The sequence below is a fragment of the Cohnella lubricantis genome (assembly GCF_014212015.1).
GTDB classification, from domain to species: domain Bacteria; phylum Bacillota; class Bacilli; order Paenibacillales; family Paenibacillaceae; genus Cohnella; species Cohnella lubricantis.
The window spans coordinates 49,570-75,550 of sequence record NZ_JACJVN010000053.1 but is presented as its reverse complement, the minus strand read 5'-3'; the positions used below and the strand labels follow the sequence as shown (position 1 = coordinate 75,550).

Annotated in this window: 23 protein-coding genes and 2 riboswitches; of the genes, 6 read left to right on the top strand and 17 right to left on the bottom strand. The window is 58.5% G+C overall.

Translation table 11 applies throughout. The annotated features are described in order from the left end of the window. The 6 genes from H4Q31_RS13550 to H4Q31_RS13525 all read right to left on the bottom strand — a co-directional run. The coding region (locus tag H4Q31_RS13550; RefSeq protein ID WP_185179592.1) for a biotin/lipoyl-containing protein at window positions 1-428 on the bottom strand (428 nt) is incomplete at its 3' end. Window positions 429-433: 5 nt separating this feature from the next. After that, entirely contained in the window at window positions 434-3,286 is a 2,853-nt protein-coding gene (locus H4Q31_RS13545) for a 2-oxoglutarate dehydrogenase E1 component (protein WP_185179591.1), read from the bottom strand. Between the two features lie 222 nt (window positions 3,287-3,508). After that, window positions 3,509-4,093, bottom strand: a complete 585-nt coding sequence (locus tag H4Q31_RS13540; protein WP_185179590.1) for a thymidine kinase — start codon at window positions 4,091-4,093, stop codon at window positions 3,509-3,511. Window positions 4,094-4,245: 152 nt separating this feature from the next. Beyond that, entirely contained in the window at window positions 4,246-5,010 is a 765-nt protein-coding gene (gene sdhB, locus H4Q31_RS13535; protein ID WP_185179589.1) for a succinate dehydrogenase iron-sulfur subunit, read from the bottom strand. Between the two features lie 14 nt (window positions 5,011-5,024). Next, window positions 5,025-6,773, bottom strand: coding sequence for a succinate dehydrogenase flavoprotein subunit (sdhA, locus tag H4Q31_RS13530; RefSeq protein WP_185179588.1), 1,749 nt, complete (start codon window positions 6,771-6,773; stop codon window positions 5,025-5,027). A 15-nt stretch (window positions 6,774-6,788) separates the two neighbouring features. After that, window positions 6,789-7,460 (bottom strand): succinate dehydrogenase cytochrome b558 subunit, encoded by a 672-nt coding sequence (locus H4Q31_RS13525; RefSeq protein ID WP_185179587.1) that lies wholly within the window; start codon window positions 7,458-7,460, stop codon window positions 6,789-6,791. 188 nt (window positions 7,461-7,648) lie between these two features. Between H4Q31_RS13525 and H4Q31_RS13520 the strand changes: the two genes are divergently transcribed. Next, a complete protein-coding gene (locus tag H4Q31_RS13520; protein WP_185179586.1) occupies window positions 7,649-8,566 on the top strand; it encodes a LysR family transcriptional regulator in 918 nt (305 codons plus the stop codon). Between the two features lie 123 nt (window positions 8,567-8,689). Beyond that, window positions 8,690-8,860: riboswitch (cyclic di-AMP (ydaO/yuaA leader) on the top strand. Window positions 8,861-8,869: 9 nt separating this feature from the next. Beyond that, on the top strand, window positions 8,870-9,550 hold the full coding sequence (locus H4Q31_RS13515; RefSeq protein WP_185179585.1) for a 3D domain-containing protein: 681 nt from the start codon (window positions 8,870-8,872) through the stop codon (window positions 9,548-9,550). A gap of 114 nt (window positions 9,551-9,664) precedes the next feature. Here H4Q31_RS13515 and H4Q31_RS13510 read toward each other — a convergent pair whose 3' ends face one another. The 5 genes from H4Q31_RS13510 to H4Q31_RS13490 all read right to left on the bottom strand — a co-directional run bounded on the left by H4Q31_RS13510 (window position 9,665) and on the right by H4Q31_RS13490 (window position 15,245). After that, window positions 9,665-10,498 carry a polysaccharide deacetylase family protein gene (locus H4Q31_RS13510; RefSeq protein ID WP_185179584.1) on the bottom strand — a complete coding sequence of 278 codons (834 nt, stop codon included), beginning with the start codon at window positions 10,496-10,498 and terminating at the stop codon, window positions 9,665-9,667. A gap of 79 nt (window positions 10,499-10,577) precedes the next feature. Then, window positions 10,578-11,831: a cation:proton antiporter gene (locus H4Q31_RS13505; protein WP_245347330.1), complete on the bottom strand. Its 1,254-nt coding sequence runs from the start codon at window positions 11,829-11,831 to the stop codon at window positions 10,578-10,580. Between the two features lie 39 nt (window positions 11,832-11,870). Next, entirely contained in the window at window positions 11,871-12,533 is a 663-nt protein-coding gene (locus H4Q31_RS13500; protein ID WP_185179583.1) for a potassium channel family protein, read from the bottom strand. 15 nt (window positions 12,534-12,548) lie between these two features. Beyond that, the gene (locus H4Q31_RS13495; RefSeq protein ID WP_185179601.1) at window positions 12,549-13,841 is read right to left on the bottom strand and encodes a TrkH family potassium uptake protein; all 1,293 of its coding nucleotides are present in this window, start codon (window positions 13,839-13,841) and stop codon (window positions 12,549-12,551) included. A gap of 66 nt (window positions 13,842-13,907) precedes the next feature. After that, on the bottom strand, window positions 13,908-15,245 hold the full coding sequence (locus H4Q31_RS13490; protein WP_376698245.1) for a TrkH family potassium uptake protein: 1,338 nt from the start codon (window positions 15,243-15,245) through the stop codon (window positions 13,908-13,910). A 101-nt stretch (window positions 15,246-15,346) separates the two neighbouring features. Next, a riboswitch (cyclic di-AMP (ydaO/yuaA leader) is annotated at window positions 15,347-15,511 on the bottom strand. A gap of 269 nt (window positions 15,512-15,780) precedes the next feature. On the opposite strand from H4Q31_RS13490, the gene H4Q31_RS13485 reads away from it, so the two are divergent. Further along, window positions 15,781-17,466 carry a CPBP family intramembrane glutamic endopeptidase gene (locus H4Q31_RS13485; RefSeq protein WP_185179582.1) on the top strand — a complete coding sequence of 562 codons (1,686 nt, stop codon included), beginning with the start codon at window positions 15,781-15,783 and terminating at the stop codon, window positions 17,464-17,466. Window positions 17,467-17,561: 95 nt separating this feature from the next. Here H4Q31_RS13485 and uvrC read toward each other — a convergent pair whose 3' ends face one another. Beyond that, a complete protein-coding gene (uvrC, locus tag H4Q31_RS13480; RefSeq protein ID WP_185179581.1) occupies window positions 17,562-19,631 on the bottom strand; it encodes an excinuclease ABC subunit UvrC in 2,070 nt (689 codons plus the stop codon). Between the two features lie 174 nt (window positions 19,632-19,805). Between uvrC and H4Q31_RS13475 the strand changes: the two genes are divergently transcribed. After that, a complete protein-coding gene (locus H4Q31_RS13475; protein ID WP_185179580.1) occupies window positions 19,806-19,955 on the top strand; it encodes a YqzM family protein in 150 nt (49 codons plus the stop codon). Between the two features lie 80 nt (window positions 19,956-20,035). Here the strand turns inward: H4Q31_RS13475 and H4Q31_RS13470 are convergent, their stop codons facing one another. Together H4Q31_RS13470 and H4Q31_RS13465 are read right to left on the bottom strand one after the other, a co-directional pair. Then, window positions 20,036-20,989: an ATP-binding protein gene (locus H4Q31_RS13470; RefSeq protein WP_185179579.1), complete on the bottom strand. Its 954-nt coding sequence runs from the start codon at window positions 20,987-20,989 to the stop codon at window positions 20,036-20,038. 71 nt (window positions 20,990-21,060) lie between these two features. Further along, window positions 21,061-22,578: a DnaD domain protein gene (locus H4Q31_RS13465; RefSeq protein WP_185179578.1), complete on the bottom strand. Its 1,518-nt coding sequence runs from the start codon at window positions 22,576-22,578 to the stop codon at window positions 21,061-21,063. A gap of 214 nt (window positions 22,579-22,792) precedes the next feature. Between H4Q31_RS13465 and msrC the strand changes: the two genes are divergently transcribed. Next, window positions 22,793-23,275 (top strand): free L-methionine (R)-S-oxide reductase MsrC, encoded by a 483-nt coding sequence (gene msrC / locus H4Q31_RS13460; protein ID WP_185179577.1) that lies wholly within the window; start codon window positions 22,793-22,795, stop codon window positions 23,273-23,275. Here the strand turns inward: msrC and H4Q31_RS13455 are convergent. From H4Q31_RS13455 to H4Q31_RS13445, 3 genes are all read right to left on the bottom strand, one after another. Beyond that, window positions 23,266-24,186 carry an alpha/beta fold hydrolase gene (locus tag H4Q31_RS13455; RefSeq protein ID WP_185179576.1) on the bottom strand — a complete coding sequence of 307 codons (921 nt, stop codon included), beginning with the start codon at window positions 24,184-24,186 and terminating at the stop codon, window positions 23,266-23,268. The genes msrC and H4Q31_RS13455 overlap by 10 nt on opposite strands. A 75-nt stretch (window positions 24,187-24,261) precedes the next feature. Continuing rightward, window positions 24,262-24,672 (bottom strand): GtrA family protein, encoded by a 411-nt coding sequence (locus H4Q31_RS13450; protein WP_245347329.1) that lies wholly within the window; start codon window positions 24,670-24,672, stop codon window positions 24,262-24,264. 33 nt (window positions 24,673-24,705) lie between these two features. Next, on the bottom strand, window positions 24,706-24,990 hold the full coding sequence (locus tag H4Q31_RS13445) for a YuiB family protein (protein ID WP_185179575.1): 285 nt from the start codon (window positions 24,988-24,990) through the stop codon (window positions 24,706-24,708). Window positions 24,991-25,162: 172 nt separating this feature from the next. Here H4Q31_RS13445 and hemQ point away from each other — a divergent pair, with 172 nt between their 5' ends. After that, the gene (hemQ, locus tag H4Q31_RS13440) at window positions 25,163-25,906 is read left to right on the top strand and encodes a hydrogen peroxide-dependent heme synthase (protein WP_185179574.1); all 744 of its coding nucleotides are present in this window, start codon (window positions 25,163-25,165) and stop codon (window positions 25,904-25,906) included. The last annotated feature ends 75 nt before the right edge of the window (window positions 25,907-25,981 follow it).

The window sequence follows — 25,981 nt, the reverse complement described above, 5'->3', positions numbered from 1 at the left end:
GTCGCGCTGAGGTCGATGCCCTGCTCGCGCGCCAGCTTGCGTGCTGCCGGCGTTGCCAGCGGCACGCTGCCAGCGGACGCTGCAGCAGCCGGCGCCTGCGCTGCGGCCGGGGCTGCCGGCGCAGCAGGTGCCGCAGCCGGAGCGCTTGCCGCCGGTGCGGGCGCTGCCGCTGCCGGAGCAGGAGCTGCGCCGCCGCCTTCGCCGATCGTGCCGAGCACTTCGCCGATCTGAACCGTATCGCCTTCCTGGCGCACGATCTCTTGGATCACGCCGTCAGATTCAGCGCTGATCTCCAGGTTGACTTTGTCGGTCTCCAGCTCGAGGAGCAGATCCCCCTGCTTCACTGCGTCTCCGACTTTAACGGCCCATCTAGCAATCGTGCCTTCCGTAATCGATTCGCCCATTGCCGGTACTGTGATCTGTTGCACTGCTGCTACCTCCCCAGGTTATGAGTCAACGTCGGACTCGGCTTTAACGTTTGAGATACGATGAATTGCTGCTCCAGTGCATGAACTTGCGCGAATCCGGTCGCCGGACTCGAACGGTCCGGACGTCCTACGTAACGCACGGACACGCCGGATGGCGCGATCTCGCGGACGCGCGGCTCGATGAAGCTCCAAGATCCCATGTTGCGCGGCTCTTCCTGTACCCACACGATCTCCTTCAGGTTCGGGAAGCGAGCCAGAACGGCTGCAATCTCCTGCGCCGGGAACGGATACAGCTGTTCGACGCGCACGACATGAAGCCAGTCGAAGTCGCCGGACTTCTCTTTGTCGATCGCGTCTTCCAGATCGATCGCGACTTTGCCGGTGCACAGCGCCAAGCGTTCGACGCGCTCCGGCTTGCCGCCCAATCCCGTCTGCTCGATAATCGTCCGGAACGAGCCCTTCTCGAACTCTTCCGGCGAGGATGCGGCTCGGGGATTGCGAACCAAGCTCTTCGGCGTCATGAGCACGAGCGGACGTGCGTCGTCCGTGCCGAGAATGGACGCCTGGCGGCGAAGCAGGTGGAAGTACTGCGCGGAGCTCGTCACGTTAGCGACCGTCCAGTTCTCTTCCGCGGACAGCTGCAGGTAACGCTCCAGACGAGCGCTGGAATGCTCCGGTCCCGCGCCTTCATAGCCATGCGGCAGCAGCATGACAAGACCGCTCCGCTCCGACCACTTCGAACGCCCGGAGGAGACGAACTGGTCGATCAGCACTTGCGCCACGTTGGCGAAGTCGCCGTATTGGGCTTCCCAGATGACCATCGTATTCGGCGCGAACACGTTGTAGCCGTACTCGAAGCCGAGAATCGCCGACTCCGACAGCGCGCTGTTGTGAATTGCGAACGATGCCTTCGCCTGCGGCAGCTTGTGCAGCGGGCAGTACAACGCGCCGGTCTCCGGATCGTGCAGCACCAGGTTCCGGAAGGCGAACGTCGCGCGCTCCGCGTCTTGCCCGGTGATCCGGATCGGCGTGCCTTCCGCCAGGATCGTGGCGAACGCCAGCGTCTCGGCATGGCCCCAATCGACCTTCTCGCCTTTGTTCAAGGAAGCGGCGCGGCGCTCCAAGATCTTCTGCAGCTTCGGATACACCGTGAAGCCTTCCGGCCAATGAAGCAGATCCTTGTTGATCGCGCGCAGCTTGGTCAGCGATACGCCCGTTGGGGCCGCCTTCGCTTCGCCGGACGAAGGCGGTGTCTGATGTACCGCCTCTTGGCCTTCGCGCTGCTTCATCTCTTCATACGCGGCCTTCAGCCGATCAACGACCGCCTTCTTGATCCGCGCATATTCTTCTTCGGCGAACACGCCCTGCGAGATGAGCTTATCGGCATAAATGCGGCTGACCGTCGGATGCGCCTTCACCTTCTTGTAGATGAGAGGCTGGGTCGATTCGGGATCGTCCGTCTCGTTGTGGCCGTAACGGCGATAGCCTATCAGGTCGATCAGGAAGTCCTTCTTGAACAGCCGGCGATATTCGCTCGCCATGCGGGCAGCCATGATGCAAGCTTCCGGGTCGTCCGCGTTGACGTGCACGATCGGAATCTCATAACCTTTCGCCGGGTCGCTCGAATAATGGGTCGAACGAGAGTCATGGCTCTCCGTCGTGAAGCCGATCTTGTTGTTCGCGATAATATGAATCGTGCCGCCGATCCGGTAACCCGGCAGTTGGCCGATATTCAGCGTCTCCGCGACGATGCCTTCGCCCGGGAAGGCCGCGTCGCCATGGATAACGATCGATGCCGCAGCATCTTCATTGCGAACCGGATAGCCCGGCTTGCTCCGGTCTTCCTGCGCTGCGCGCGCGAAGCCTTGCACGACCGGGTTGACATATTCCAGATGGCTCGGGTTGTTCGCCAGCGTGAGACGGGTCTCGACGGTCTCGCCCGTCTTGATCGAGCGATTGGCGCCCAAGTGATATTTGACGTCGCCGGACCAGCCGTAGTTCATGCCGATCGAGCCTTCGGACGGCGTGACGCTCTTGTTCGTCGAATGATGGAATTCGGAGAAAATCTTCGAATAAGGCTTCTCCAGCACATGCGCGAGCACGTTAAGACGGCCCCGGTGCGCCATCCCCATCGTGATGTGCCCGACGCCCGCATTGGACAATTCGTGTACGATCTCGTCGACAAGCGCGACGAGCACGTCATTGCCCTCAACCGAGAATCGCTTCGCTCCAACGAAGGTCTTCTGCAGGAAGTCCTCGAATTGCTCGGCTTCCAGCAGGCGCTTCACCAGCTTGCGGCGCTCGTCGCCGCCAAGCTTCTGCGCCGGAATGAATTGCTCGGCATAATCGCTCAGCCATTTCCGTTCGTCTTCGTCATGCACATGACCGAACTCGAATGCGATCGTTCCGGTATACGTATCGCGAAGCTTCTGAATGGCAGCCCAGCCGTCGCGCACGCCGCCCGGAGCGCCTTCCCATACGAGATCGGCCGGCAATGCCGCCAGATCGGCCGGCTTCAAGCCGTACGTCTCCGGCTCGAGCACTCGCGCGTCCGCTTTAGGGCCGATGTCGAGCGGATCGATATTCGCGGCCAGATGGCCATAAGCGCGGATGTTCCACACCAGCTTGCCCGCAGCTACCGCATGCTTCAGCTGCTGCGCATTCAATGGTCCAGCCGTAACGGCGGCTCCTGCGGCCATGCGGGTCTCCTCCAGCGGAGGCGCTCCACGGGTCGCGAACAGGTCGCGATATTCTTGCGCTACCGCTTCCGGGTTCTGCAGGTAGATCTCGTATTGCTCCTGGATATAACCCAGGTTGTGGCCGTAAAACGATTCCCACATCTGTTCTTCTGTCGGCATGATCCTACCCCTTGGTATACGGATTGTTAAGATCGTGAAGAGACGCGATAAGAACTCATCATTTAGAAATTATAGTATATCCTTTGCCATGTTAAAAATAATCAATTCCTATGAGTATCATCTCAAAATGAGATGGATTAACTTGTCTTATTTGCCTGGACAAGCGAAGGTCTTCGGGCTCAGTATAGCCTGCCCCCGCACAAAAAAACCTGACCCGCAAGGTCAGGTTCTCGGTTTGAACGCCGCTTGATAACATTTTCGACAGACCGGTTTATAATCTTCGTTGCCGCCGATCTGAATTTGGTCTCCTTCGCTTATCGGAACGCCGTCCTTGTAACGGATAACCATCGTCGCCTTGCGGTCGCAATACCAGCAGATCGTCTTCACTTCCTCGATCTTGTCGGCATAGACAAGCAGGTTGTAACTGCCTTCGAAAAGGTTGTTCTGAAAGTCGTTCTTCAGGCCAAACGCCATCACCGGAATGCCGAGATCGTCGACAATCCGCGTTAATTGAAGCACGTGCTCCTTCGTCAGGAATTGCGCTTCATCTACGAGGACGCAGTAGACTCTCTCCTCCTGCCCCCGCTGCCGGACGAGCTCGAACATGTCCGTTCGCTCATCGACAGGGATCGCTTGACGCGTCATGCCGACTCGCGAGCCAACCGTCTCAGTGCCGCCGCGCGTATCGACCGCCGGCGTGAAGATGAGCACCTGCTTGCCCTGCTCTTCGTAATTGTGGGCGACCTTGATAATCTCGAACGATTTGCCGCTGTTCATCGTTCCGTATTTGTAATATAACTGCGCCAAATCGCTTCCCTCCAATTTAACAATCCCATATTCATTATACAAAAATTCGACAATCCCCGCATAGACGCATCGTCAAAAAGAAAATCCCGCGCAGACGCACGTCTGCTGCGGGATTCCGGTTCTGTTGCCGGTACGGGCTCGATCCGGCCCGATTACATCGTGAACCATTTCTTGAACATATGCTTGGTCGTGTCTTTGTTGATCGCCGCAATCGAGGTCGTCAACGGAATGCCCTTCGGGCAGGAGCGCACGCAGTTCTGCGAGTTACCGCAGCCTTCGATGCCGCCGTCCGTCATGAGCGCTTCCAGACGCTCGTGCGCGTTCATCTCGCCCGTCGGGTGAGCGTTGAACAGGCGCACCTGCGAGATTGCCGCCGGACCGATGAAGCTGGACCGGTCGTTGACGTTCGGGCAGGCTTCCAGGCAGACGCCGCACGTCATGCACTTGGACAGCTCGTAGGCCCATTGCCGCTTCGTCTCCGCCATGCGGGGACCCGGTCCGAGATCGTACGTGCCGTCGATCGGAATCCACGCTTTGACGCGCTTAAGCGCCTGGAACATGCGCTCGCGGTTGATGACGAGGTCGCGGACGACCGGGAACGTCTTCATCGGCGCGATGCGTACCGGCTGCTCGAGCTTGTCGATCAGCGCGGAGCACGCTTGCCGCGGCTTGCCGTTGATGACCATCGAGCAAGCGCCGCATACTTCCTCCAGGCAGTTCGACTCCCAGACGACCGGCGTCGTCTTCGTGCCGTCCGCTTTGACCGGATTGCGCTGAATCTCCATCAGGGCGCTGATCACGTTCATGTTCGGACGATAGGGAACCTCGAACTCTTCCGTATAGGGAGCCGCTTCCGGATTGTCCTGACGCGTGATGATAAACTTAACGGTGCGCTTCGCGGTAGCCGTCTCAGCCATCGCTTATCCCTCCTTTAGTGTTTGGCTGTCGTGTAGTCGCGCTTCCGCGGCTTGATCAGCGACGTGTCGACTTCTTCGTACGAGATCTCCGGCCCTTCCGGGGTCCACTTGGCCTTCGTCGTCTTCAGGAACTCTTCGTCGTTGCGCTCCGGGAATTCCGGCTTGTAATGCGCGCCGCGGCTCTCGTTGCGAAGCAGCGCGCCGACCGTCATCGCCTCTGCCAGCTCCAGCATGTTCCACAGCTGGCGGGTGAAGGCGACGCCCGCGTTGTTCCACTGAGCCGTATCGTTAATGTTGATCTTCTGATAACGCTGCTTAAGCTCCTTGATCTTGCCGATCGTCTGCTCGAGCTTGTCGTTGTGCCGGACGACGGTCATGTTGTTCGTCATCCATTCGCCGAGCTCCTTGTGCAGCACATAAGCATTCTCTGTGCCGTCCATCTTCAGGATAGACTCGTACTTGCTGTTCTGCTTGTTCTGCTCTTGGGAGAAGACGCTCTCGGAGACGTCCTCCGCGGACTTCTTGAGGCCCTTCATATATTCGATCGCCTTCGGACCGGTCACCATGCCGCCGAAGATCGCCGACAGGAGCGAGTTCGCGCCGAGGCGGTTCGCGCCGTGATACTGATATTCGCACTCGCCGCAAGCGAACAAGCCCGGGATATTCGTCATCTGGTTGTAGTCGACCCACAAGCCGCCCATCGAATAGTGCACCGCGGGGAAAATCTTCATCGGGATCTTCCGCGGATCGTCTCCCATGAACTTCTCGTAGATCTCGATAATGCCGCCGAGCTTCACGTCAAGCTCCTTCGGATCCTTGTGCGAGAGGTCGAGGAACACCTTGTTCTCGCCGTCAATGCCAAGCTTCTGATTCACGCACACGTCGAAGATCTCGCGAGTCGCGATGTCGCGCGGCACAAGGTTGCCGTACGCCGGATACTTCTCTTCGAGGAAGTACCACGGCTTGCCGTCCTTGTACGTCCAAATCCGTCCGCCTTCGCCGCGCGCCGATTCGCTCATGAGACGGTTCTTGTCGTCGCCCGGAATTGCCGTCGGGTGAATCTGGATCATCTCGCCGTTCGCATAATAGACGCCTTGCTGATAGATCGCGCTGGCCGCCGTGCCGGTGTTGATGACCGAGTTCGTCGTCTTGCCGAAGATGATGCCCGGTCCGCCGGACGCCATGATGACCGCATCGGAGCGGAACGCCTTCACTTCCATCGAGCGCAGGTTCTGCGCCACGATGCCGCGGCAGATCCCTTCGTCGTCGATGACTGCCGAGGTGAATTCCCAATGCTCGAACTTCTGCACCAGGCCAGCGGCTTCCCAGCGGCGGACTTGCTCGTCCAACGCATACAGCAGCTGCTGTCCCGTCGTCGCGCCCGCGAAGGCGGTGCGGTGGTACTGCGTGCCGCCGAACCGGCGGAAGTCAAGCAGGCCTTCCGGCGTCCGGCTGAACATGACGCCCATCCGGTCCATCAGGTGGATGATGCCCGGCGCCGCTTCGCACATCGCCTTAACCGGAGGCTGATTCGCCAGGAAGTCGCCGCCGTATACCGTATCGTCAAAGTGCTCCCATGGGGAGTCGCCTTCGCCCTTCGTATTGACCGCTCCGTTAATGCCGCCTTGGGCGCATACGGAGTGAGAACGCTTGACCGGCACGACCGAGAACAAGTCGACGCGCGCGCCGGCTTCCGCCGCTTTAACGGTCGCCATCAAACCGGCCAGGCCGCCGCCGACGATAATAAGTTTCTGATTAGCCAATTGTCGTCCCTCCTCTTAACCCAGTTGCAGCGTGCTCGCTGCCACCGCAGATACGGTTGCGAACTCGTCGCCGCGGAACGCAAACATCGACAGAATAAATAGAACGGACATAATGACAAAGATGCCCATGCAAATCCGGGAGGAGATGCGCTGCGCACGAGGCCCGATCGTGATTCCCCAGCTGACCAAGAACGCCCACAAGCCGTTTGAGAAGTGGAAGGTCGCCGCCAGGACGCCAATGAGATACAGTACGAAATACGCGGGATTGTGCATAATGTCGTACATTTTAGACCCGAACTCTTCCGTGGTGAGCTCGCCGAGCGCTACCTGCACCCGAATCTGCCACAAGTGCCAGATGATGAAGATAAACGTCAGCACGCCGGTAATCCGTTGCAGCGCGAACGCCCAGTTGCGCCCGTATTGGAACCGGCCTGTGTTCAGGTTGGACGTGAACGCCAGATACAAACCATATACACCGTGGAACAGAATCGGCAGCCAGATGAAGAACAGCTCCAGGAAGAAGATCAGCGGCAGATCATGAAGCCCATGCACGCTCTTCTGGAATTTCTCCGGCCCTCCCTCAAATGCGGAGTAATTCGTCAGCGCATGTTCGATTAGGAACAGCCCGAGCGGAATGACTCCGAGCAGCGAGTGAAGTTTGCGGGTGTAAAACGAATTTCCACTCATGTCGATGTGCGTTCTCCTTTCACTACCGTACGGTTGACGCTTTCATAACGGCTCGCAGTTCGCATTCGCGGCCAAACGTCACCATTTCGTCACGCTTTCTAAGATACTCTATTATCGCTTATAATGGAAATGCTGATTATTCATTAAAACTTATAACAATTCGGCATAAGCAAAGGAGCTAGACCAACATGCTGGAGGATATTAGGCTGTTCGCGACGGTTGTCGAGCACACCAGCCTGAATCGGGCAGCCGAGCGGCTGAACATGACGCAGCCGGCGCTGTCAAGACGAATCGCGCGCCTGGAGCAGGAGCTTGGCATCGATCTGTTCCGCCGCATCGGCAAGCGGCTCGAACTGACGGCGGCGGGCCAATTAACGTACGAATTCTCGATTGAGCTCCGCAGATTCCACGGGGAATACCTGCAGCGTCTGAATTCGTTCAAATCCGAGGAAGCGGCCGTGACCACGATCGGCGCGAGCTTAACGACGCTGCAGACGACGCTGCCGGGACTCATCACCGCGATGACCGAGAAGCACCCGAATCTCGAGATCAAAGCCGTTACAGGCAAGTCCCATGAGATCGCCACGCTGGTGAAGGAACGCAAGGTCGACTTCGGCATCGTCGCTTCGTCGGTGGAAGACGATCCTTCCATTACCAGCGTGCCGCTGTTCGACGATTCCCTCATGCTGGTGCTTCCGCGCACGCACTATATATTAGAGAGAACGCAGCTGGTCATGAATGATCTGAACGGCTTGCCTATGATCTTGTTCGCTCCCGGGACGTGGTACCGGACGATGACGGACGAGCTGTTCCGCCAATATAATTTGAAGCCCGACGTGCGCATGGAGATCGATTCCTTCGAAGCGATCGTCCGCCTGCTGTCCGCATGCCGAGCCGGAACGCTGCTGCCGAAGTCCTATCTCCGCCCGCAGCTTCTGGAGGATAATGAGCTGTACGTCGTCCGGATTAAAGAGCTGGAGTCGATCAAACGGACGACGTCGCTCATTCATGGCAATCCGGCATGGCTCCCGGCTTCTACTCGTTATTTAATTGAGGAGACGCTTGCCTTCTTCTCGCCGGGCGGCCGGGAACCAAACCTGTCCTGACCTGCCGCAAGGGTCGGTCTCCCTCCATATCTGTATCCGGATGGCTATACTTACCGGTTACATCCAGCTTGGCATCCATGGTATCCTCACTACTAGCGCGGGCGCCTGCCGATATGGGCGGCCCTAGCAAATTTGCCAAAACCGTATGGTGCGGGGGACTTGATTCGCTGCGCGGACAGGCCGGAATCTCATTCCGTCAGCCGCGCTTGGGGTGAAGCGCTTCGAAGCAAGCGCAGGGTTGTACTCCCAGCCCGAACCCGACAGCTAACCTCGCCGGCAATCACCAGGAGGGTACTTACACATATGGCATTTAACAAGAAGCTCGGAACGAGAACGCTCGCGCTCGCACTGGGAGGAGCTCTTCTGCTTCCTTCTATGAGCGCCTTCGCTGCAACGCCTTATACAGCGAAGGATGGCGACACATTCTGGTCGCTGTCGAAGAAGTTCGGCGTGTCTCTCGAGAAGATCATGAAGCTGAATCCGAAGGTTGATCCTCTCAACGTCTATCAAGGCCTGACACTATCCATTCCGGCGACGGACGCCCAGAACGCGGCGGCGGGCAAGCAAGCCGCGCTGGCGAAGAAGGCAGCGGCTGCAGCCGCTTCCGTCAAAGCTGTCAACGTCTCCGCCCAATCGGTCACGACATCGGACGGCCTGCTGCTCTCCTACTCTAAGGTTATCGACATGAAAGCTTCGGCTTATTCGGCTTCGAACGAAGAGAATGCCTGGGGGCCCGTCGATTACTTCGGCAATCCGCTGAAGCTCGGCACGATCGCGGTCGATCCGAAGGTGATTCCGTTCGGCACGAAGGTGTACATCACCGGCTACAGCTTCTCCGGCTTGCCGACGGGCGGCATGATCGCGACGGCTACGGATGCCGGCAGCGCGATCAAGGGGAACCGTGTCGATATCTTTGTTCCCGGATCTCGCGAATCGGTGGCGAAGTTCGGCTTCCAGCAAGTGAAGCTCTATGTATTGAAGTAACTCAATGCTGCACCTCAGAACACGGAAATAACGGAACCTCGTTCCGTCATCACGCGAGAATCGCTCTTCAGCCGGCCGGCCTTGAAGTAAGCCAACTTACTTCAAGGCCGGCTCTTAGCGTGTCTCCGGGATGTTTAGGAGTTCGGGAAGCGTGACGGGTTCATAGTCGTGGCTGCGGAGCCAAGCGATCAGCAGCGGAAGCGAACGCACTGTGCCGAACAGGTTCTGCCCTTCGCCGCCGCCGGCATGCAGCAGAATGATCGATCCCGGGCGAACCGACTTCGTGACATTCGCGAATACTCTCCTCGAGCTCAGTTGCCGCCAGTCCGAGGAATCCACGTCCCAGTTCACCACCGTATAGCCGTTCCTTCGCGCCCAATCGAGCTGAGACGGCTTGATCTCGCCATAAGGCGGCCGTATGAGACGAGGCGCGACGCCGGCTGTCTCTTGGATCGCCTTCTCCGTTCGGCGGATTTGATTCTGCATTTGACTTAGAGAGAGCCCCGAGAAGTCCGGATGATTGTACGAATGGTTGCCGATGGCGTGGCCTTCCCTGCGGATTCTTCTGACGGTCGCGGGATGCTTCCTCGCGCGGCCGCCGACGACGAAGAAGGTGGCATGAACCTTCTCTTGCTTGAGGATGTTCAAGATCAGAGGCGTATAACGAGGATCGGGCACGTCGTCGAATGTCAAGGCGACCTTGCGCGTTCCGCGCGGAGCCGACAGCACGAACGCTCCTTTGTACCGCCGCTGCATCTCGAACCAGTCAAGGCCGCGCGGACGGGAGGCTTCGCCGCCTGTCAATTTCCCCGCGTACGCCGTCGGCTCACCGATTCGAGCAGCCGCAGGTTCGCTCGACGCGCTCGTTAACGTCCCTCCCGATAGCAAAAGGACGGCGCACCACAACGTGATGACAGACCGTCCCCATAAAGGCAAAGCTCGTTCCATGATTCATCCCCCCGCTCTCTAAGGAACAGACACTTCCTTTAGCGTGAACGGATGGATGCTTTCTCATTCAGGCAATACGTTAATTTCGCGCCCCTTCGTTCTCGGAACGTTCCTCCAATCCGAGCCTGCGCACCCACCAGGCGGTCGTGCCCGCTTGTACGACAATCGTGAATACGATGGCCATGAAGACGACGGAGGACAGCTGATTCGCGCCTGCGACGCCTTGCGCGGCGATCATGCCGGACAACGCCGCCGGAATCACTCCCGTCTCTCGCACCCAGCACATGAAGAGCAGCTCTCTTCCGGACCAGCGCGCCTTCTTGTCCGGCAATGCGGACGCGAATACGGACAGCGGACGCGCCGCGAACACGAGCGCCAGCACTACCGCGGCCGACGGCCAGAAGTAGCTGCCAAGCAGGCTGAAGTTGACTTGGCTTCCGAGCAGCACGAAGATAAGCATTCGCAGAATGACCGTAGCGTTGTCCGCCACATGGCTCATCTCCCGCCTCTTCTCCTCATCGATCGGCAGGCCGAACGAAGTGGAATTGCCCCAGACGATCCCGGCGGTGAAGGTCGCCATCAGCCCGCTGACGTGGATCATCTCTCCTAACAAGTAGGCGCCAAGCGCCGCCGCAATCATCGCGACGGTCGAATAGTCGCCCAACACGCCCCATCGCGCGTGAGATGTCAGCCAGAGAGTGACAAGCGCGAAGACAAGCCCGACCGCCAAGCCGCCGGCCGCCGTCGTTGCAAAGTCCAGCGACAGCGCGCCGAAGTGCAGCTTCTTGCCTCCCGTCAAGACGGCAAGGAGAGCGAGCGTCAGAATCGAACCGGTCGCATCATTGAACGCCGATTCGCTCTCTACTGTCTCTCTTAGCCTCTCCTTCACTCGAACCTGACGGAACACCGGAATAATCGTCGCCGGATCGGTCGACGAGATGACAGATCCGATCAGCAGCGACGTCGTCCAATCTAATCCGAACACCTCATGGGCCAAAGCGCCTGTAACCGCTACGGTCACTAGAACGCCAACGGTGCTAAGCAAGCTGACGGTCAGCACCACCCGCTTCAACCCTTGCAAGCGGATGCCTCTGCCTCCGTCAAATAGAATAAGAGCCGAACCGACCGCTAGAATAAGCTGATTCGCGATCGATCCGCTATCCTCCGAGATCCAATGCATGCCGGTTCCGAGCAGCATCCCGGCCGCGATGAACAAGACGACGTCCGGCAGCCGCAGCCATGCCGCGATCTTCCCGGACACCATTCCTGCTCCGAGAACCAGAAGAAGCATCATTAGCAGTTCATGAACGGTGTGTGCGGTAGCTCCCTGCAATTCTCCTTATCCCCCTGCTTCCGCTAGCTGCAAGTAAAGTTAGCTTCGTATGGAATGCTGGAACTGTTCGATCTGCTCGTTCGTCCCAATCACGACCATGACGTCCTTCTCGTTCAATACATCGTCCGCATTCGGTGCGATGACGATGCCTCTCGCTTTGTTGATCGCCACAACGCTGCAGCCGAAGCGGCCGCGCGGGTTCACATTGGCGAGCGATTTGCCCGACAGACAGCCTGGAACGGTCAATTCGGCAATCGTATATTCTTTGGACAGCTCGATGAAGTCGAGCAGGTTCGGAGAGGTCAGCTGATGGGCCACCCGAATGCCCATGTCCCGCTCGGGGTAGACGACTCGATCGACGCCGATGCGTTCCAGCACCCGGCCGTGCAGCTCGGTTACCGCCTTGGCCACGACTTGCTTAACGCCTAATTCCTTCAGCAGAATCGCCGCGAGGATGCTCGCTTGAATATCATCGCCGATCGCCACGACGCCGCAATCGAAGTTGCGGACGCCGACCGAGCGAAGCACCTCTTCGTCCGTCGCATCCGCCACAACGGTATGCGTCAGCGAGCCTGCGAATTCATCGACTTTCTCTTCATCCCGATCGACGCCCAGCACTTCGCATCCGATCTCCATAAGCTCCTGGCCGACGCTCGATCCGAACCGTCCCAACCCCAGGATGACAAATTGACTTGCTCTCATAGCTGTTCTCTTCTCCTACCCGATGATGATTTTGCCTTCGGCGTGTCGATATAGCACCCGTCCCGGCTTCGGACCGAGAGCATATCCCATCGTTAACGGTCCCAGCCTTCCGATGAACATTAGAAGGATAATGATAATTTTGCCGGCAAGGGTCAGCTGCAGCGTCAACCCCATCGACAAGCCGACGGTACCGAACGCGGACGTGACTTCGAACAGAATCTCCAGAAACTGGTGATCCTCCGTCGCCGACAGGATCATCGTGGCGATCATGACGAGCGCGAGCGCCATCAGCGTGACGGTCAGCGCCTTGTACACCCGTTCCTGGGACAGCCGATATCGGAACAGAACGACGTCCTCCTTGCCGCGAATCATCGCGTACACCGCACCGAGCAGCGCTGCGTACGTCGTCGTCTTGATCCCGCCTCCCGTCGATCCGGGAGAAGCGCCGATAAACATCAGCACGACGAGGAAGAACTGGGTGGCTTGCCGCAATGACGCCAGATCAAGCGTGTTAACGCCGGCTGTACGCGGAGAGACGGATTGCAGGAAAGCCGCCAATATTTTCTCCCCTAATCCAAGATTGCCCATCGTGTATGCATTGGAATACTCGAAAATGAAGACCACGAACGCCCCGAACAGGATCAGAATCCCCGTCATTCCCAGCACGACCTTCGAATGAAGCGAGAGACGCCTGCTGCGGCGAAGATCCGTCAGGTCCGATAACACAATGAATCCGAGACCGCCCAGGATGATAAGCAGCATCGTCACGATATTCACGAATGGATCACCGACATAACCGGTTAAGCCACTGAAATTCCCCATCAGATCAAATCCGGCATTGTTAAAGAAAGATATCGCGTGGAAAACACCGAAGTAAGCCGCTCGGCCGGGACTCATATCGTACAGAAACCGGCAAGTGAATAGGATAGCCCCCGCCGCTTCGATGGACAAAGCGTAGAATACGACCCGGCGCACGAGGCGGACGATGCCTTCGATGCTGCTCTGGTTCAACGATTCCTGCAAAATCAGCCGTTCCTTGAGCGAGATTCGACGCTTGAGGAAGAACGCGAACAGCGTCGCCATCGTCATGAAGCCCAACCCGCCGATCTGGATGAGCAGCAGAATAACGATCTGCCCGAATGTCGAATAGTGCGTCCCCGTATCCAGCGTCACAAGTCCCGTTACGCAAGTCGCCGACGTAGCGGTGAACAAGGCGTCGATCCAGGCGGTTCGCGTTCCGGTCGAAGAAGCGGCCGGGAGAGCCAGCAGCTGGGAGCCGATAAAAATAATGAGCGCGAAACCGATCATCAGAAGACGAGGCGGAGACGCGTAGAGCCATTTCACTGCTTTACCGAACACATCGGCCACCCCTCGTTACCCAATTAAGATTTTGCCCTCCGGATGACGGTATAAAGTTCGCCCAGGCTTTGACCCTGCTGCATAAAACAATGTTAAGGGACCCAATCGTCCAATGAACATCAGGACGATAACGATCGCCTTGCCGGCATCCGTCAATTCCGGGGTCAGTCCCATGGAGAGTCCCGCCGTCGCGAACGCCGATGTCGCTTCGAACAGAACGGTCATGAAGGTATGATTCTCCGTTACGGACAAAATCATCGTCGCGGCAATCAGCAGCGCGAGCGAATAGATCGTGACGGTAATGGCCTTATACACTTTGTCTTTCTCCAGACGGCTTCGGAATAGGACGATGTCCTCCTTCCCCCGGATGACGGCAAGCATAGCGACGATCATGACGGCGAACGTCGTCGTCTTGATCCCGCCGCCGGTCGACCCCGGCGATGCGCCAACGAACATCAGCCCTACGATCAGAAATTGGGTGGCCTGCCGCATAGATGAGACGTCGACCGTGCTGACGCCCCCCGATCTCGGGGAGATCGAATGAAGCATAGAAGCGAGAAACTTGTCTCCGAAGTTGAGCGGATCCAGCGTATTCTCGTTCGTGTATTCGCAAATCAGAATGAGTACGGCTCCTGCAATGAAGAGGAACGCCGTCACGGTCAGTACGACTTTCGAATGAAGCATAAGCCGCCTTCTCTTCGGATACTCGACCAAGTCCGCCAGCACGATAAAGCCGACACTTCCCAAGAAGATAAGAACGATCGAGAGAAGGTTCACGAACGGATCGGACAGATAATCGGATAGGCTGCGATAATCGCCGAACAGATCGAAGCCCGCGTTATTGAAGATCGAGACGCCGTGGAAGATGCCGTAATAGATGGCCTTGCCCGCATTCATATCGAACAGGAACCGCAGCGTATAAAGCAGGGACCCTGCAGCCTCGATCGTAAGTGCGTAGAAGATCACTTTGCGAACAAGCTTCACGATTCCCTGCAGACTGTCTTGATTTAACGCCTCCTGCAGAATGAGGCGTTCCTTCAATGACAGCCTTCGCCGCATGAAGAAGGCAAACATAGTGCTCATCGTCATGAATCCGAGACCGCCAACCTGAATGAGCGCCAGGATGACCCAGTGGCCGAACGTAGAGAAGAACGTTCCTGTGTCAACCACAACCAGTCCCGTCACGCATGTCGCCGATGCGGCAGTGAACACGGCGTCCAACCAACTGAGATCATGGCCTTCACGGACAGAGATCGGAAGCTTCAACAGCAGGACGCCGGCTGCGATAATAAGAGCGAAGCCAATGGTTAGCGTTCGAGGCGGAGAAGCGTTAAGCCAACTCTTGGCTTTGATGTACAATACGTTCACCTCATCCGGCATCACGGAGTTGTGCCGTTATTCCTGTAAGCGGGCAAAACAAAAAGCACTGGAACTCCAGTGCTTTCGCGCGCACGAGTCCTGTTCTGAGCAGCCTACGAGGTTAGCTGACGGGTTCGGGCTTGAACAGGCTGCCCTATCCGGCGCTGGTGACGCCGGAATTCACCCCGAAGCCGCATGCGGTCAAGCATACGACAGTTGGTTCCCCCGTTTTCTTGGCAGAAATTCGGCTGGATAGTATGATGTAATGGAAGGCTTGCAAACATTCACAACGCATTATAGACCTCTACAGGTTAGCGAAACAAGCCCGGAATTAGCCGAATTATACACTAGTACCGCTTTACGCAGATATTATCGCCATAAACAGGGATCATAACGAGGTTTATCCGTCGTTCTCTCAATTATGCGGCCATTTAAGCAGTTATGGGGACGAAAATGAGTGTCATCGGTGACAAGGCTTCGCCATGAATGCGTTTACTTGAATTCCTGTCCCTACGAACGGAGTGATTACTTGTTCTCATTGAGATGGCTAGCGGCATCCTGCTTAGGCGTTCTATTATTTATTGCATTTCAGATCATTCCCCAGTTGGAGACGGCTGCAACTTCGACGGGGACGTCCGCCGTCATGGATCGGCAGGCGGCTCGCGAGAGAGCGGTGTCGCTTGCGGTGACGAGCTTCGGCGTTGCGCGAGAAGATATCCAGCGACTCGACTTAACGCACTTCAGCGACAGCGACGCCGTTGGTTATCTGTCGCGCAGCAAGCTCATGAACGCCTATGATCACGGAATGGATGAACGCTTCCCGACCGATGTGTACCGAAGCGACATTCAGCTGGCAAGCGGCGAATGGCTGCAATTGTCCGTTCATATGCAGACGGGCAGGCTTGTCGCTTGGCGGAAGCTTGGCGAGAACGGAGCCGTCTGGAGCCGCTCCGGCCGCGGGGGCAGTCAGAATGCGGCTGTCGGCGGCGACGGTTCGAACGCCGAGAGCGCGGCGATCGCTTCGCTCTCGCGCTGGGGCTATGAGCCGGACGAGTGGGAACCGACCGGAGAGACGACGATCGAAGGAGCCCTTGTCTTCCAATCGCGCAAGCCTCCGATCGGCGAGGCGAAGGTGCAGCTTCTAGTCAAGCCGAATGAGGAACTCATGTACCGTATCGTGCTGCCGCAAAATTTCAAGAATTATATGGAGCGACAGCAGGATCTGGCATCCACGATGACGGCCATAGGTTACGTCCTGCCGGAGATCGTTCTGTTCGCACTGGCGATCGTCTACGCAACTACATACGCTAAGTTCACTTCATTTAGGCGCGGCTGGCTGCTGTCCGGGCTGTACTTCGTTCTGTACGTTCTGTTCACGACGAACATGAGGGCTGGTTTCCGTTCGAGCTCGGAATCCGGCCTGCCCGTCAATGATCAGGGCGTGACGACGCTGCTGGTCGTCAACGCCGTCGTCTTGGCGGCCACCGCGGTTCTTACTTACTTCGCCGCCGTAGGCGGAGACGGCCTGTGGCGCTCGATGGGCTATTCGTTGTGGCCGCAAGCGAAGGAGCCCGGCTATGGACGCCGCGTTCTGCGCAGCATGCGTCACGGCTATGCGCTGGCGTTCATCGCGCTCGGCGCGCAATCGATCATTCTATTCGCGCTAGAGATGCTGCTCGGTTCATTCGTATCCTCCGACACTACGCAATCCTCGTATAACATGACCTATCCTTGGCTTATGCCGCTCATCGCTTGCTGCGCCGGGTTATCGGAAGAGCTGCTGTACCGCTACTTCGGCATCAGCCTGTTCCGCCGCTGGCTGACGGGAATGGCCGGCCGGCTGATGCGCCGCGAGCCTTCGCGCAGAGCCGCGGGCATGCTCACTATAGCCGCGATGGTGCCTCCTTCTGTCATCTGGGCGTTCGGGCATGTTGGTTACCCGATCTATCCGGTGTACACCCGTCTGATCGAATTAACGCTGCTCGGCTTGCTGTTCGGCTGGTTCATGCTGCGCTTTGGCCTTATGGCCGCCATCTTCGCGCATATAACGCTGGATGCGATGCTCGTCGGCGTTCAGCTAATGTTCGACGGGCTGCCATACGACCTGTACAGCGGCATCTTCAGCGTGGCTATGCCCGCCATCGTCGGCTCTGCGATCTGGCTGCTTCACCGGTTGTTCTGGCGGAATAATGCCCCGCCCGTCCCGGCAGGCTAACCCGCATCGATGAACCGCCGCACCTCGTGCGCTAATGAAGATGGGCAGCCCCATTCGTCATCCGAAGATGACTGGGGCTGCCCATCTGTATGTGATTAACTGTCCGTCTGCGTCTCCGCTAGCTCTGCCGGCTTCGCAGCCGCTTCGGCGCCATCGGCCTCGTCGTTTAACGCGTCGAGAATTCGCTTGGCTAGCGCTTCGCCGATGGAGACGGCTCGGAAGTCCTCGACCTTCGCTTCCTTGATCGCCTTGAGCGAGCCGAAGTGCTTCAGCAGCTGCTTGCGGCGCTTCTCCCCGATGCCGGGAATCGCATCCAGACGCGAGGCGATCATCGACTTCGCCCGCTTCTCGCGGTGGAACGTAATCGCGAAGCGATGCACCTCGTCTTGGATACGCTGCAGCAAATAGAACTCTTGGCTGTCCCGCGCCAGAGGAACCTCTTCCGGCGGGTCGCCAACGAGGAGCTGCGCCGTCCGGTGCTTCTCGTCCTTCGCCAGTCCGCATACCGGCACATCGAGCCCAAGCTCGTTCACGAGAATGTCGACCGCCGCGGCGATCTGGCCTTTGCCGCCGTCCACGACGATCAGGTCCGGCAGCTCCAAGCCTTCCTTCAGCACCCGTTCGTAGCGGCGGCGAATGACCTCGCGCATCGTCTCGTAATCGTCCGGCCCTTGAACGGTGCGGACATTATATTTGCGGTACTCCTTGCGATCCGGCTTGCCGTCCGTGAACACGACCATCGCGGATACCGGGTTCGCGCCCTGCGTGTTCGAGTTATCGAACGCTTCGATGCGGCGTGCCGACGGAACGCCGATCGCCTCGGCCAGCCCTTCGGCAGCGCGCACGCTGCGGTCCTGATCCCGCTCGATCAAGCGGAACTTCTCCTCGAGCGCTTGCTTCGAGTTCTCGCAGGCCATGGACACCATCTTATGCTTCGCGCCGCGCTTCGGGAAGGCCACCTTGATGTGCAGCCAGCGGCGCAGCGATTCGCCGAAGTCGGCCGCTTGGCCGTCCGGCTCCGCCGAGACGTCGGCATCTTCTTCGGCCGCATCAGCCACATCTGCGCCAGCCAGCGGCGCGTCTCCAGCTTCAACGCCAGCAACTGACGCGTCGGCACTCCCAGCGCCGGCCGCTTCCACAGCCTCTGCGGACGCCGCGGCAGCCCCGCTGTCGATCTCATCCGAAGGCGCATCCGGCAGCAGAATCTCGCGCGGGAGCGCGGGGTTGTCGCTGTAATACTGCGTCACGAAGGTCAGAAAGTCCTCGTAGGGCTCCCCGTAGAACGGGAACTGCGACACGTGCCGCTGAATCATTTTCCCCTGGCGCATGTAGAGAATTTGGACGCACATCCAGCCCTTGTCGACGGCATAGCCGAACACGTCTCGGTCCATCGCGTCCACCACCGTGATCGACTGCTTCTCCATGAGCGCCTCGATCGCCATGATCTGATCACGATATTCGCGCGCGCGCTCGAACGCCAGCTCCTCGGCCGCTTCCTCCATCTTGCGATGAAGCTCCCTCTTGATGTCGCCGTGGCCGCCGTTCAGGAACCGCGCGATCTCGCCGGCCATGCGCTCGTTCTCTTCGGCCGGCACCGGGAACTCGCAGGGAGCCAGGCATTGCCCGAGGTGGTAATAGAGACATACCTTGTCAGGCAGCGTGCGGCACTTGCGCAGCGGATACAACCGATCCAGCAGCTTCTTCGTCTGCTGGGCGGCGAACGCATTCGGATAAGGCCCGAAATATTTGGCCTTATCCTTCAGCACCCGGCGCGTCACTTCCAGACGCGGGTGCTCTTCATTGGTGATTTTCAGATAAGGGAATGACTTGTCGTCCTTCAATAGCACATTATATCGAGGATGGTGCTGCTTGATCAGGTTGCACTCGAGAATGAGCGCCTCCATATTGCTGGCCGTGACGATATATTCGAAATCCCGGATCTCCGAGACGAGACGCTGAGTCTTGCCATTGTGGCTGCCGTTGAAGTAGGAGCGAACGCGGTTCTTAAGCACCTTCGCCTTGCCGACATAGATGATCGTGCCTTCGCCGTTCTTCATGAGGTAGCAGCCCGGCCGGTCCGGCAGCAGAGCGAGCTTGTTCCGGATGTTCTCCGACGCCTCCGACGCATGGATGGAAGTATGGTGAGCGGACGGTGTCGCATCCATAGGGGCCGCCTCCTTTACCTTAATGAGCGGCTCTCGGGGCCGCATATGCTTCCATTGTATCACAGCCGGAACGCGAATAGATGTTCCTCTATCTCGGAAATCGCAGGATTATCTTTACAACGAAAAGCGAAGTTGGGTATACTAGGTAATAACGATCGTCCCAGGAGGTTCGACATGGAGAACGTATACGAAGATCCGCGGAAGCATATTAACGAAGAACCGCGCGACGACTTGAATGACTTAATGGTCGGCTTCGGCGGCATGGCCGCGTTCATGTTTATCGTATTCACGATCGCGGTTATTATCAAATACGCAATCGCCTGATCGGCACTTAAGCAATTGCCAAACATCCCGCTTCCTGGCGCAAGCCTAGAGGCGGGATGTTTGCGTTCGGGGCGGATCGATTATCCGTTGCCCCGCTGATTATGGCCCTGCACGTGGACGACGTCGACGAACGGCCGGATGCGATCCATCAGCCGCTGCCCCTTATGCAGCTCTTCGCCTTCCTTGTGCGTGAAGCTGAAGTGCTTCTCCAGCGAATCCAGATCATGGTTGGATGTGTAAAAAGTCGGTTTGCGATTCATCCGATAGTTGAGAATCGCGCCAAGCACATGATCGCGCACCCATGGGCTCAAGTTCTCCGCCCCGATGTCGTCGAAGACGAGCAGATCGCATTCCTTCATGAGCGTTAGCGTCTCCTTCAGCTTCTGCGGCTCCATCATGAGCGCCTTGGCGTCTTCCACGAATTCCGGCATGTAGACGATAACGCCGGAGAAGCCCTCGATGGCCAGCTTATGAAGCAGGTAGGAGACCATGTACGTCTTCCCGGTGCCGAAGCTGCCCATCAGATAGAGCCCTCTCTTGCTAAGCCCTTGGCTGCGCGTCTCTTCGACGTACTGCATGACACGGTTCACGGACAGTTCGCGTTCCGGGTCCAGATCGAGCATCTGCTCCTCGTCGTAAGGATCGCCGAGCAAGTCGACGTCCGCGTGGTAACTCGTGATCCGGCGGCGGATCATCTCCTGCTGCTCGAAGGCCGTCCACTTGCTGCAAGGCGTCTTCAGGTCGAACAGCTGCCATTCGCCGTTCGTCTCTTCGCATTCGATCCGGGTCGAATGGCCTTGCATATCGTTCGGGCACCGCTCCAGTCCCGGGCATTCCTTGCAGTTGCGGTACTCGTTCGTCATCTGGTACAGCTTGTTCAAGTTGATCCGCAGCGTCCGGTCGGTCAGCTCCGGATAACGCTCGCGAAGCTTGCGCACGAGCGGATCGCCCAGCACCCGCTCCGCCAGCTTCTCCGCTTCCTGCAGCCGGCTTCCCTGCTGCCAAGTCCGCAGCGCTTCGCCTATCGAGTCCATGCTATCTCCCTCCTCCATCAAGTGCATTCATTGCGCTTGGCATTCAACGGTCAATTATCAGTAAGGCAGCTTCAGCCCTTGTTGTTCTTCAGCTTGCGGGCGAGCTCGCGCATCTTCTCGCGCTCCTCGGGCGAGACCTCTTGCACGGGTCCGCCGTTGCCGACGACCGGCATGGCCGGCTTGCGGCTGCCGCCGCTCACGCCTTTCCGGCCGCGGGAGGAAGAGCTCGCGGATGCGCCGCCGATCGCGACGTCTTCGCCTCTGCGTCGGCGCTCCAGCGTCTCGTTCAGCTTCTGCTGCTCGCGGACGTAACGGACGGCTTTGGCGAACGTGTCGATGCCTTTGGCCAGCAGGTTCGAAGCGATCGAGTCGATGAAGCTCTTCGTCAGCCGCTGGGCATGGTTCATGCCGAGCACGTAATGGATGAGCACGTTGATGACCGGCTCCGGCAGCTTGTAGTTCAGATCGATCCGCTCGAAGATTCGAACGAAGGCGTCCGGAACCGTGCCGGGGAAATATCTCGCGAGCATCCGCGTATACGGCTCGCGGCGAAGCAGCCGGTTGTATTCGTCCGCCGATACCTTGTCGATGAACCGTTCCGGCACTTCCAGCAGCAATCCTGCCGCGGCATGCGCCTCATCGGCTTCGTCCGGCGCCGCGGGAGCCTCGGAGACGTCCAGACGGGCCAAGTAACGGTCCCGTTCTTCGCCGCGCTTGCGGTCCTGCCGATAGACGAGATTCGCCCTCAGCTGTAGCTCGTCCCAGCGAAGCGTTCCGTCCGGCTCGAAAATGCCGTCTTCGTCCAGCAGCCGGCAAATCTCCGCCACCTGCAGGTCGAACTTGTAAGCCAGGAAATTGATCTGAGCCATCGCCTCCGGCTGCAAGTGGAGCTTCTCCACATAAGACCGGTTCGAGGCGCCCCGCGGGAAGCGAAGCAGCATCTCGCTGTGCCGGATGCGGTCCGACAGCTTCGGACCGCCGCTCCGCTCCATGGCTGGAGCGCTCTCCGAGAAAGCCGTCTCAAGCTCCGGATCGACAGGCCCGGGACTTAGGCGGAACAGCTCGTAGAACGGCACTGTCAGCTCGTCGCGATTCATGAACCTTGCGAGACCAACCGGTTGCTGCGGGAGCAGCTCTTCCTTCAGCTCCAGCAGCGCCGGCTTGCCAACCTTGTCGCGCAGCAGCAACGTCAGATGCAAATTGGAGAAGAATTCGCCCGGCGGCAGCGGCCGGATCAGCACGTATTCGTACAGCGTCTCTTCGGCAGCCGGGTCGTATTGGCGGAACGTCTGCACGAGCCCGACCGCCTCCAGCTTGGAGAAATGTTCGACCAATTGCTGGCGGCCGTCCGGATTCATCTCCAGGTCGAGTCCCAGGAACAGCTTCCGCTGCGATTCCGGCTCGGTGAAGCCGATCTTATCGTCGCTCAGATGTTGATAGAGCAACAAGTAGAGGCCAACGGCGAAGGCGCCGACCATCGGTTGATAGAGGTGGCTGAGAATACGCCGGTCGAGCCCGCTCAGCGCAAAGTCGCGGTAGGCTACGTACCGGTGATTCTCCGTGAATTCCAATCGATTCGACACTCGCATGGAGAGATCGACAACCTTTAACGGTAGAATGATCTCTCTATTTTAACACAAAGAGAAGCATGCGAGGATAGGAAAAGAGACTCCGCCAGGCGGAGTCTCTTGGAAGAGAGAGCTATTCGGTTTATGCTATAGTTAATCTGCAGATGCTATCGAGCTGGGCGAACCATGCCTCGCTATGCTTACCGTAAGCAATCAGGATGGAGGAATAGAACCTATGTCGTTTAACCATACAGCTTATACCGGCAGCCGCGAAGAGAATGAGCGCTTGCTGCTCGCTCAACTGCGCGGCTTGACTCTTGACGAGCCGAACCGAATCGCCAATCTCGCCAACGCCTCCGCGCTGCTGAACACTTACCTGACCGACATCAATTGGGTCGGCTTCTATCTGCTGGAGGAGCAGCAGCTCGTGCTCGGCCCGTTCCAGGGCTTGCCTGCTTGCGTGCGCATCCCGCTCGGCCGCGGAGTGTGCGGCACGGCAGCCGAACGCCGGGAGACGGTGCTCGTCTACGACGTGCACGAATTCCCCGGCCATATCGCCTGCGACGCCGCCTCCAATTCGGAGATTGTCGTTCCGCTCCTGAAGGACGGCAGCCTGATTGGCGTACTCGACATCGACAGCCCGTCCATCGGCCGCTTCACGGCTGAAGATCAGCAGTTCCTAGAAGCCTTCGCTCGCGAATTGACGGCTCATCTGTAAGCGCCCGGCTCCGGTCGAGAACCCGATGCATCCGGGTCGGCGAAGGAGGCGCTGCCGAAGGAGCGCTCTTCCGTCGACGGCGCTCGCTCTTCTGGCGCGACCCGGCGGCCGAAGCCGGCTTCTTCCCGCGGCTCGTCCCGCTTCTCCAGGAAGTCGATCCAGCCGCGAATGAGCCTGCCTGTCATATCCGCCGCGCTGATCGGAAGCCGATGTCCCGTGCCCGGAATCCAAGCGGACGCCGCGTTCGGCAATCCCGACTGCAGCATTCGGGCGTAAGGCAGCATGTTCTGATCCTTCTGCCCGTAGAGCAGCAGAATCGGCTGCCGAATCGCCTGCAGCCGATCCGTCGCCGAATACGCTAATCCCGCCGCGATATATTCCCTCCACTTGGTCGGATCCCCCGAGACGCTCTCGGCGCGAAGCCGCTGGAACGCCTCCGGGTTGTCCGCATGCGACAGGCTCTCCGCCAGCGCCATTAGCTGCTTCGCTCGCAGCGAAGCGGCTGCCAATCCGGATCTGGCCAGGAACTTCGCGCTAGGACCGCTCACGCTCGGCATCCCGGACAGCAGCGCAGCGCCCCGGAACCGCTCCGGATGCGTCAGCAGCGCTTCGAGCGCGACCATCGTTCCCATCGAATAGCCGCACAAGTACGCCGACTCGATATCGAGCGCGTCCATCAGCCGGCAAGTATCCTCGATGAGAAGAGGGAATGTGATCGGCGAAGCCGAAGAGGCGCTCCGCCCATGTCCGCGGAAATCGAACAGCAGCGTGCGATGGTCCCGGGCCAAGTCGTTGCGCAAATAGGTGAACAGGCGGCTGCCCATCGTTGGCGGATGCAAGAATACGATAGGGATACCTTTCCCTTGAACGTGATAATGCAGCTCAATGCCGTTCGCATGAAGCAAAGGCACGGACATCGCCTCCGAATACCAGAATCGTATTCGTTAGCGTTCCGTGCCCCGTTTATTTTCATACCTTAATTGCCGTTACGTTCCTTCTCCGCCCTCGACCGCGCTGCGGAACACCCACAGCCGGCTGCCGATATAATTAACAGCCAGCGAGGCGAAGATCGATGCGGCTTTGCCGATAAGCGCGCTCCAGCCCAGGCCGCTGACGATCGCCATCAGCACAATCGTCGCAACGCCGAACGATACGGCGTTCACGACGCCGAACCGAATCAGCTCCATCGCATTCGCCCGTTTGCCGGATCGGAACGTCCACTTCCGATTCCAATAATAGCTGTTCGCGAAGCCGCACAAATAAGAGACGGGCTGCGCCGCGATCGCCGCAACGTGAAGCCCGTATACCAGAGCTGCGAACACGGCAAAGTCGACGCCTGTATTCATCACGCCTACAATACCGTACTTGAACAGCCTCCGCCATTCCCCGTTGGCCAATTGGATTCCCCCTGAATGCCCGCTTGGCCCCAATCAGAACATGCCGTAGCCGTTCTTGCGCAGCGTCTTGATCGCCCATCCGCTCGTCAACGCCCCGCCGATCCCTGCCGCGAACGGCCAGAGATACACGCCGAGGAACGCGAGCAGGCTCAGCTCCGGCTTCCAGAAGTACCAGACGCTAAGCGGAAGCACGACGACGATATATAGCCAAGTCGGCATCCAGGTCGTCTTGATCAACATGTTGAGAATGAAGCCGATTCCGAAGAACAAGACGAAGAACAGCACGGTACCGACGATTTCCTGGATCAACTCTCTCATATCGGATTTATCCTCCCAAGCCAGCGTTTCCTTTTCCAGTTTACAAATCGAAGCTTCCGTAGTCAATGTTCCTCAAACTTTCACGAACGGCTTGTTTACCCGGCGTCGTTCATTCCGATACAATAGAAGAGGATAATGTTCATAATTTCTGTAAGGCGAGGAGATCAAACAAATGAGCGAAGCAGCGCAAACATTGGACGGCTGGTACGTCCTTCATGACTTCAGAACGATCGATTGGACGGCATGGAATGCCGCTTCTCCCGCCGAGCGGGAAGAAGCGCGCAGCGCCCTGTTCGCCCTGGTGAACGAATGGGAAGCCGTCGAGGAACGCAAGGAAGGAAGCCTCGCGCTATACGCGATCGTCGGCCAGAAGGCCGACCTCGTCTTCATGCACTTGCGGGAGACGCTGCAAGAGCTGAACGCGGTGGAGAACAAGTTCAACCGCTCCGCGTTCGCGAAGTTCACGAAGCCGGCTTATTCCTACGTCAGTGTCGTCGAGCTCAGCAACTATATGGGACAGCCCGGTGTCGATCCGATGCAGGTGCCGGAGATCGTCGCCCGCTTGAAGCCGATTCTGCCGAAGACGGAGCATATTTGCTTCTACCCGATGAACAAGCGCCGTCTGCTCGGCGACAATTGGTATATGCTGCCGATGGAAGACCGCAAAGCCATGATGCGCAGCCACGGCATGATCGGACGCAGCTACGCCGGCAAAGTGAAGCAGATCATCAGCGGATCGGTCGGCTTCGACGATTGGGAATGGGGCGTGACGCTGTTCTCCGATGACTCGCTTCAATTCAAGAAGCTCGTCTACGAGATGCGCTTCGACGAAGTGAGCGCGCGCTACGGCGAGTTCGGCGCCTTCTACGTCGGCAATCGGCTGACGCATGATTCGCTGGCAGAGCTGTTGAAGTAACGCCAGCCAACATCACCCTACATGATGCGACGCCTCTCTCGGCCGCCCACGCAAAGAACCTCCTGCCCCGCCAAT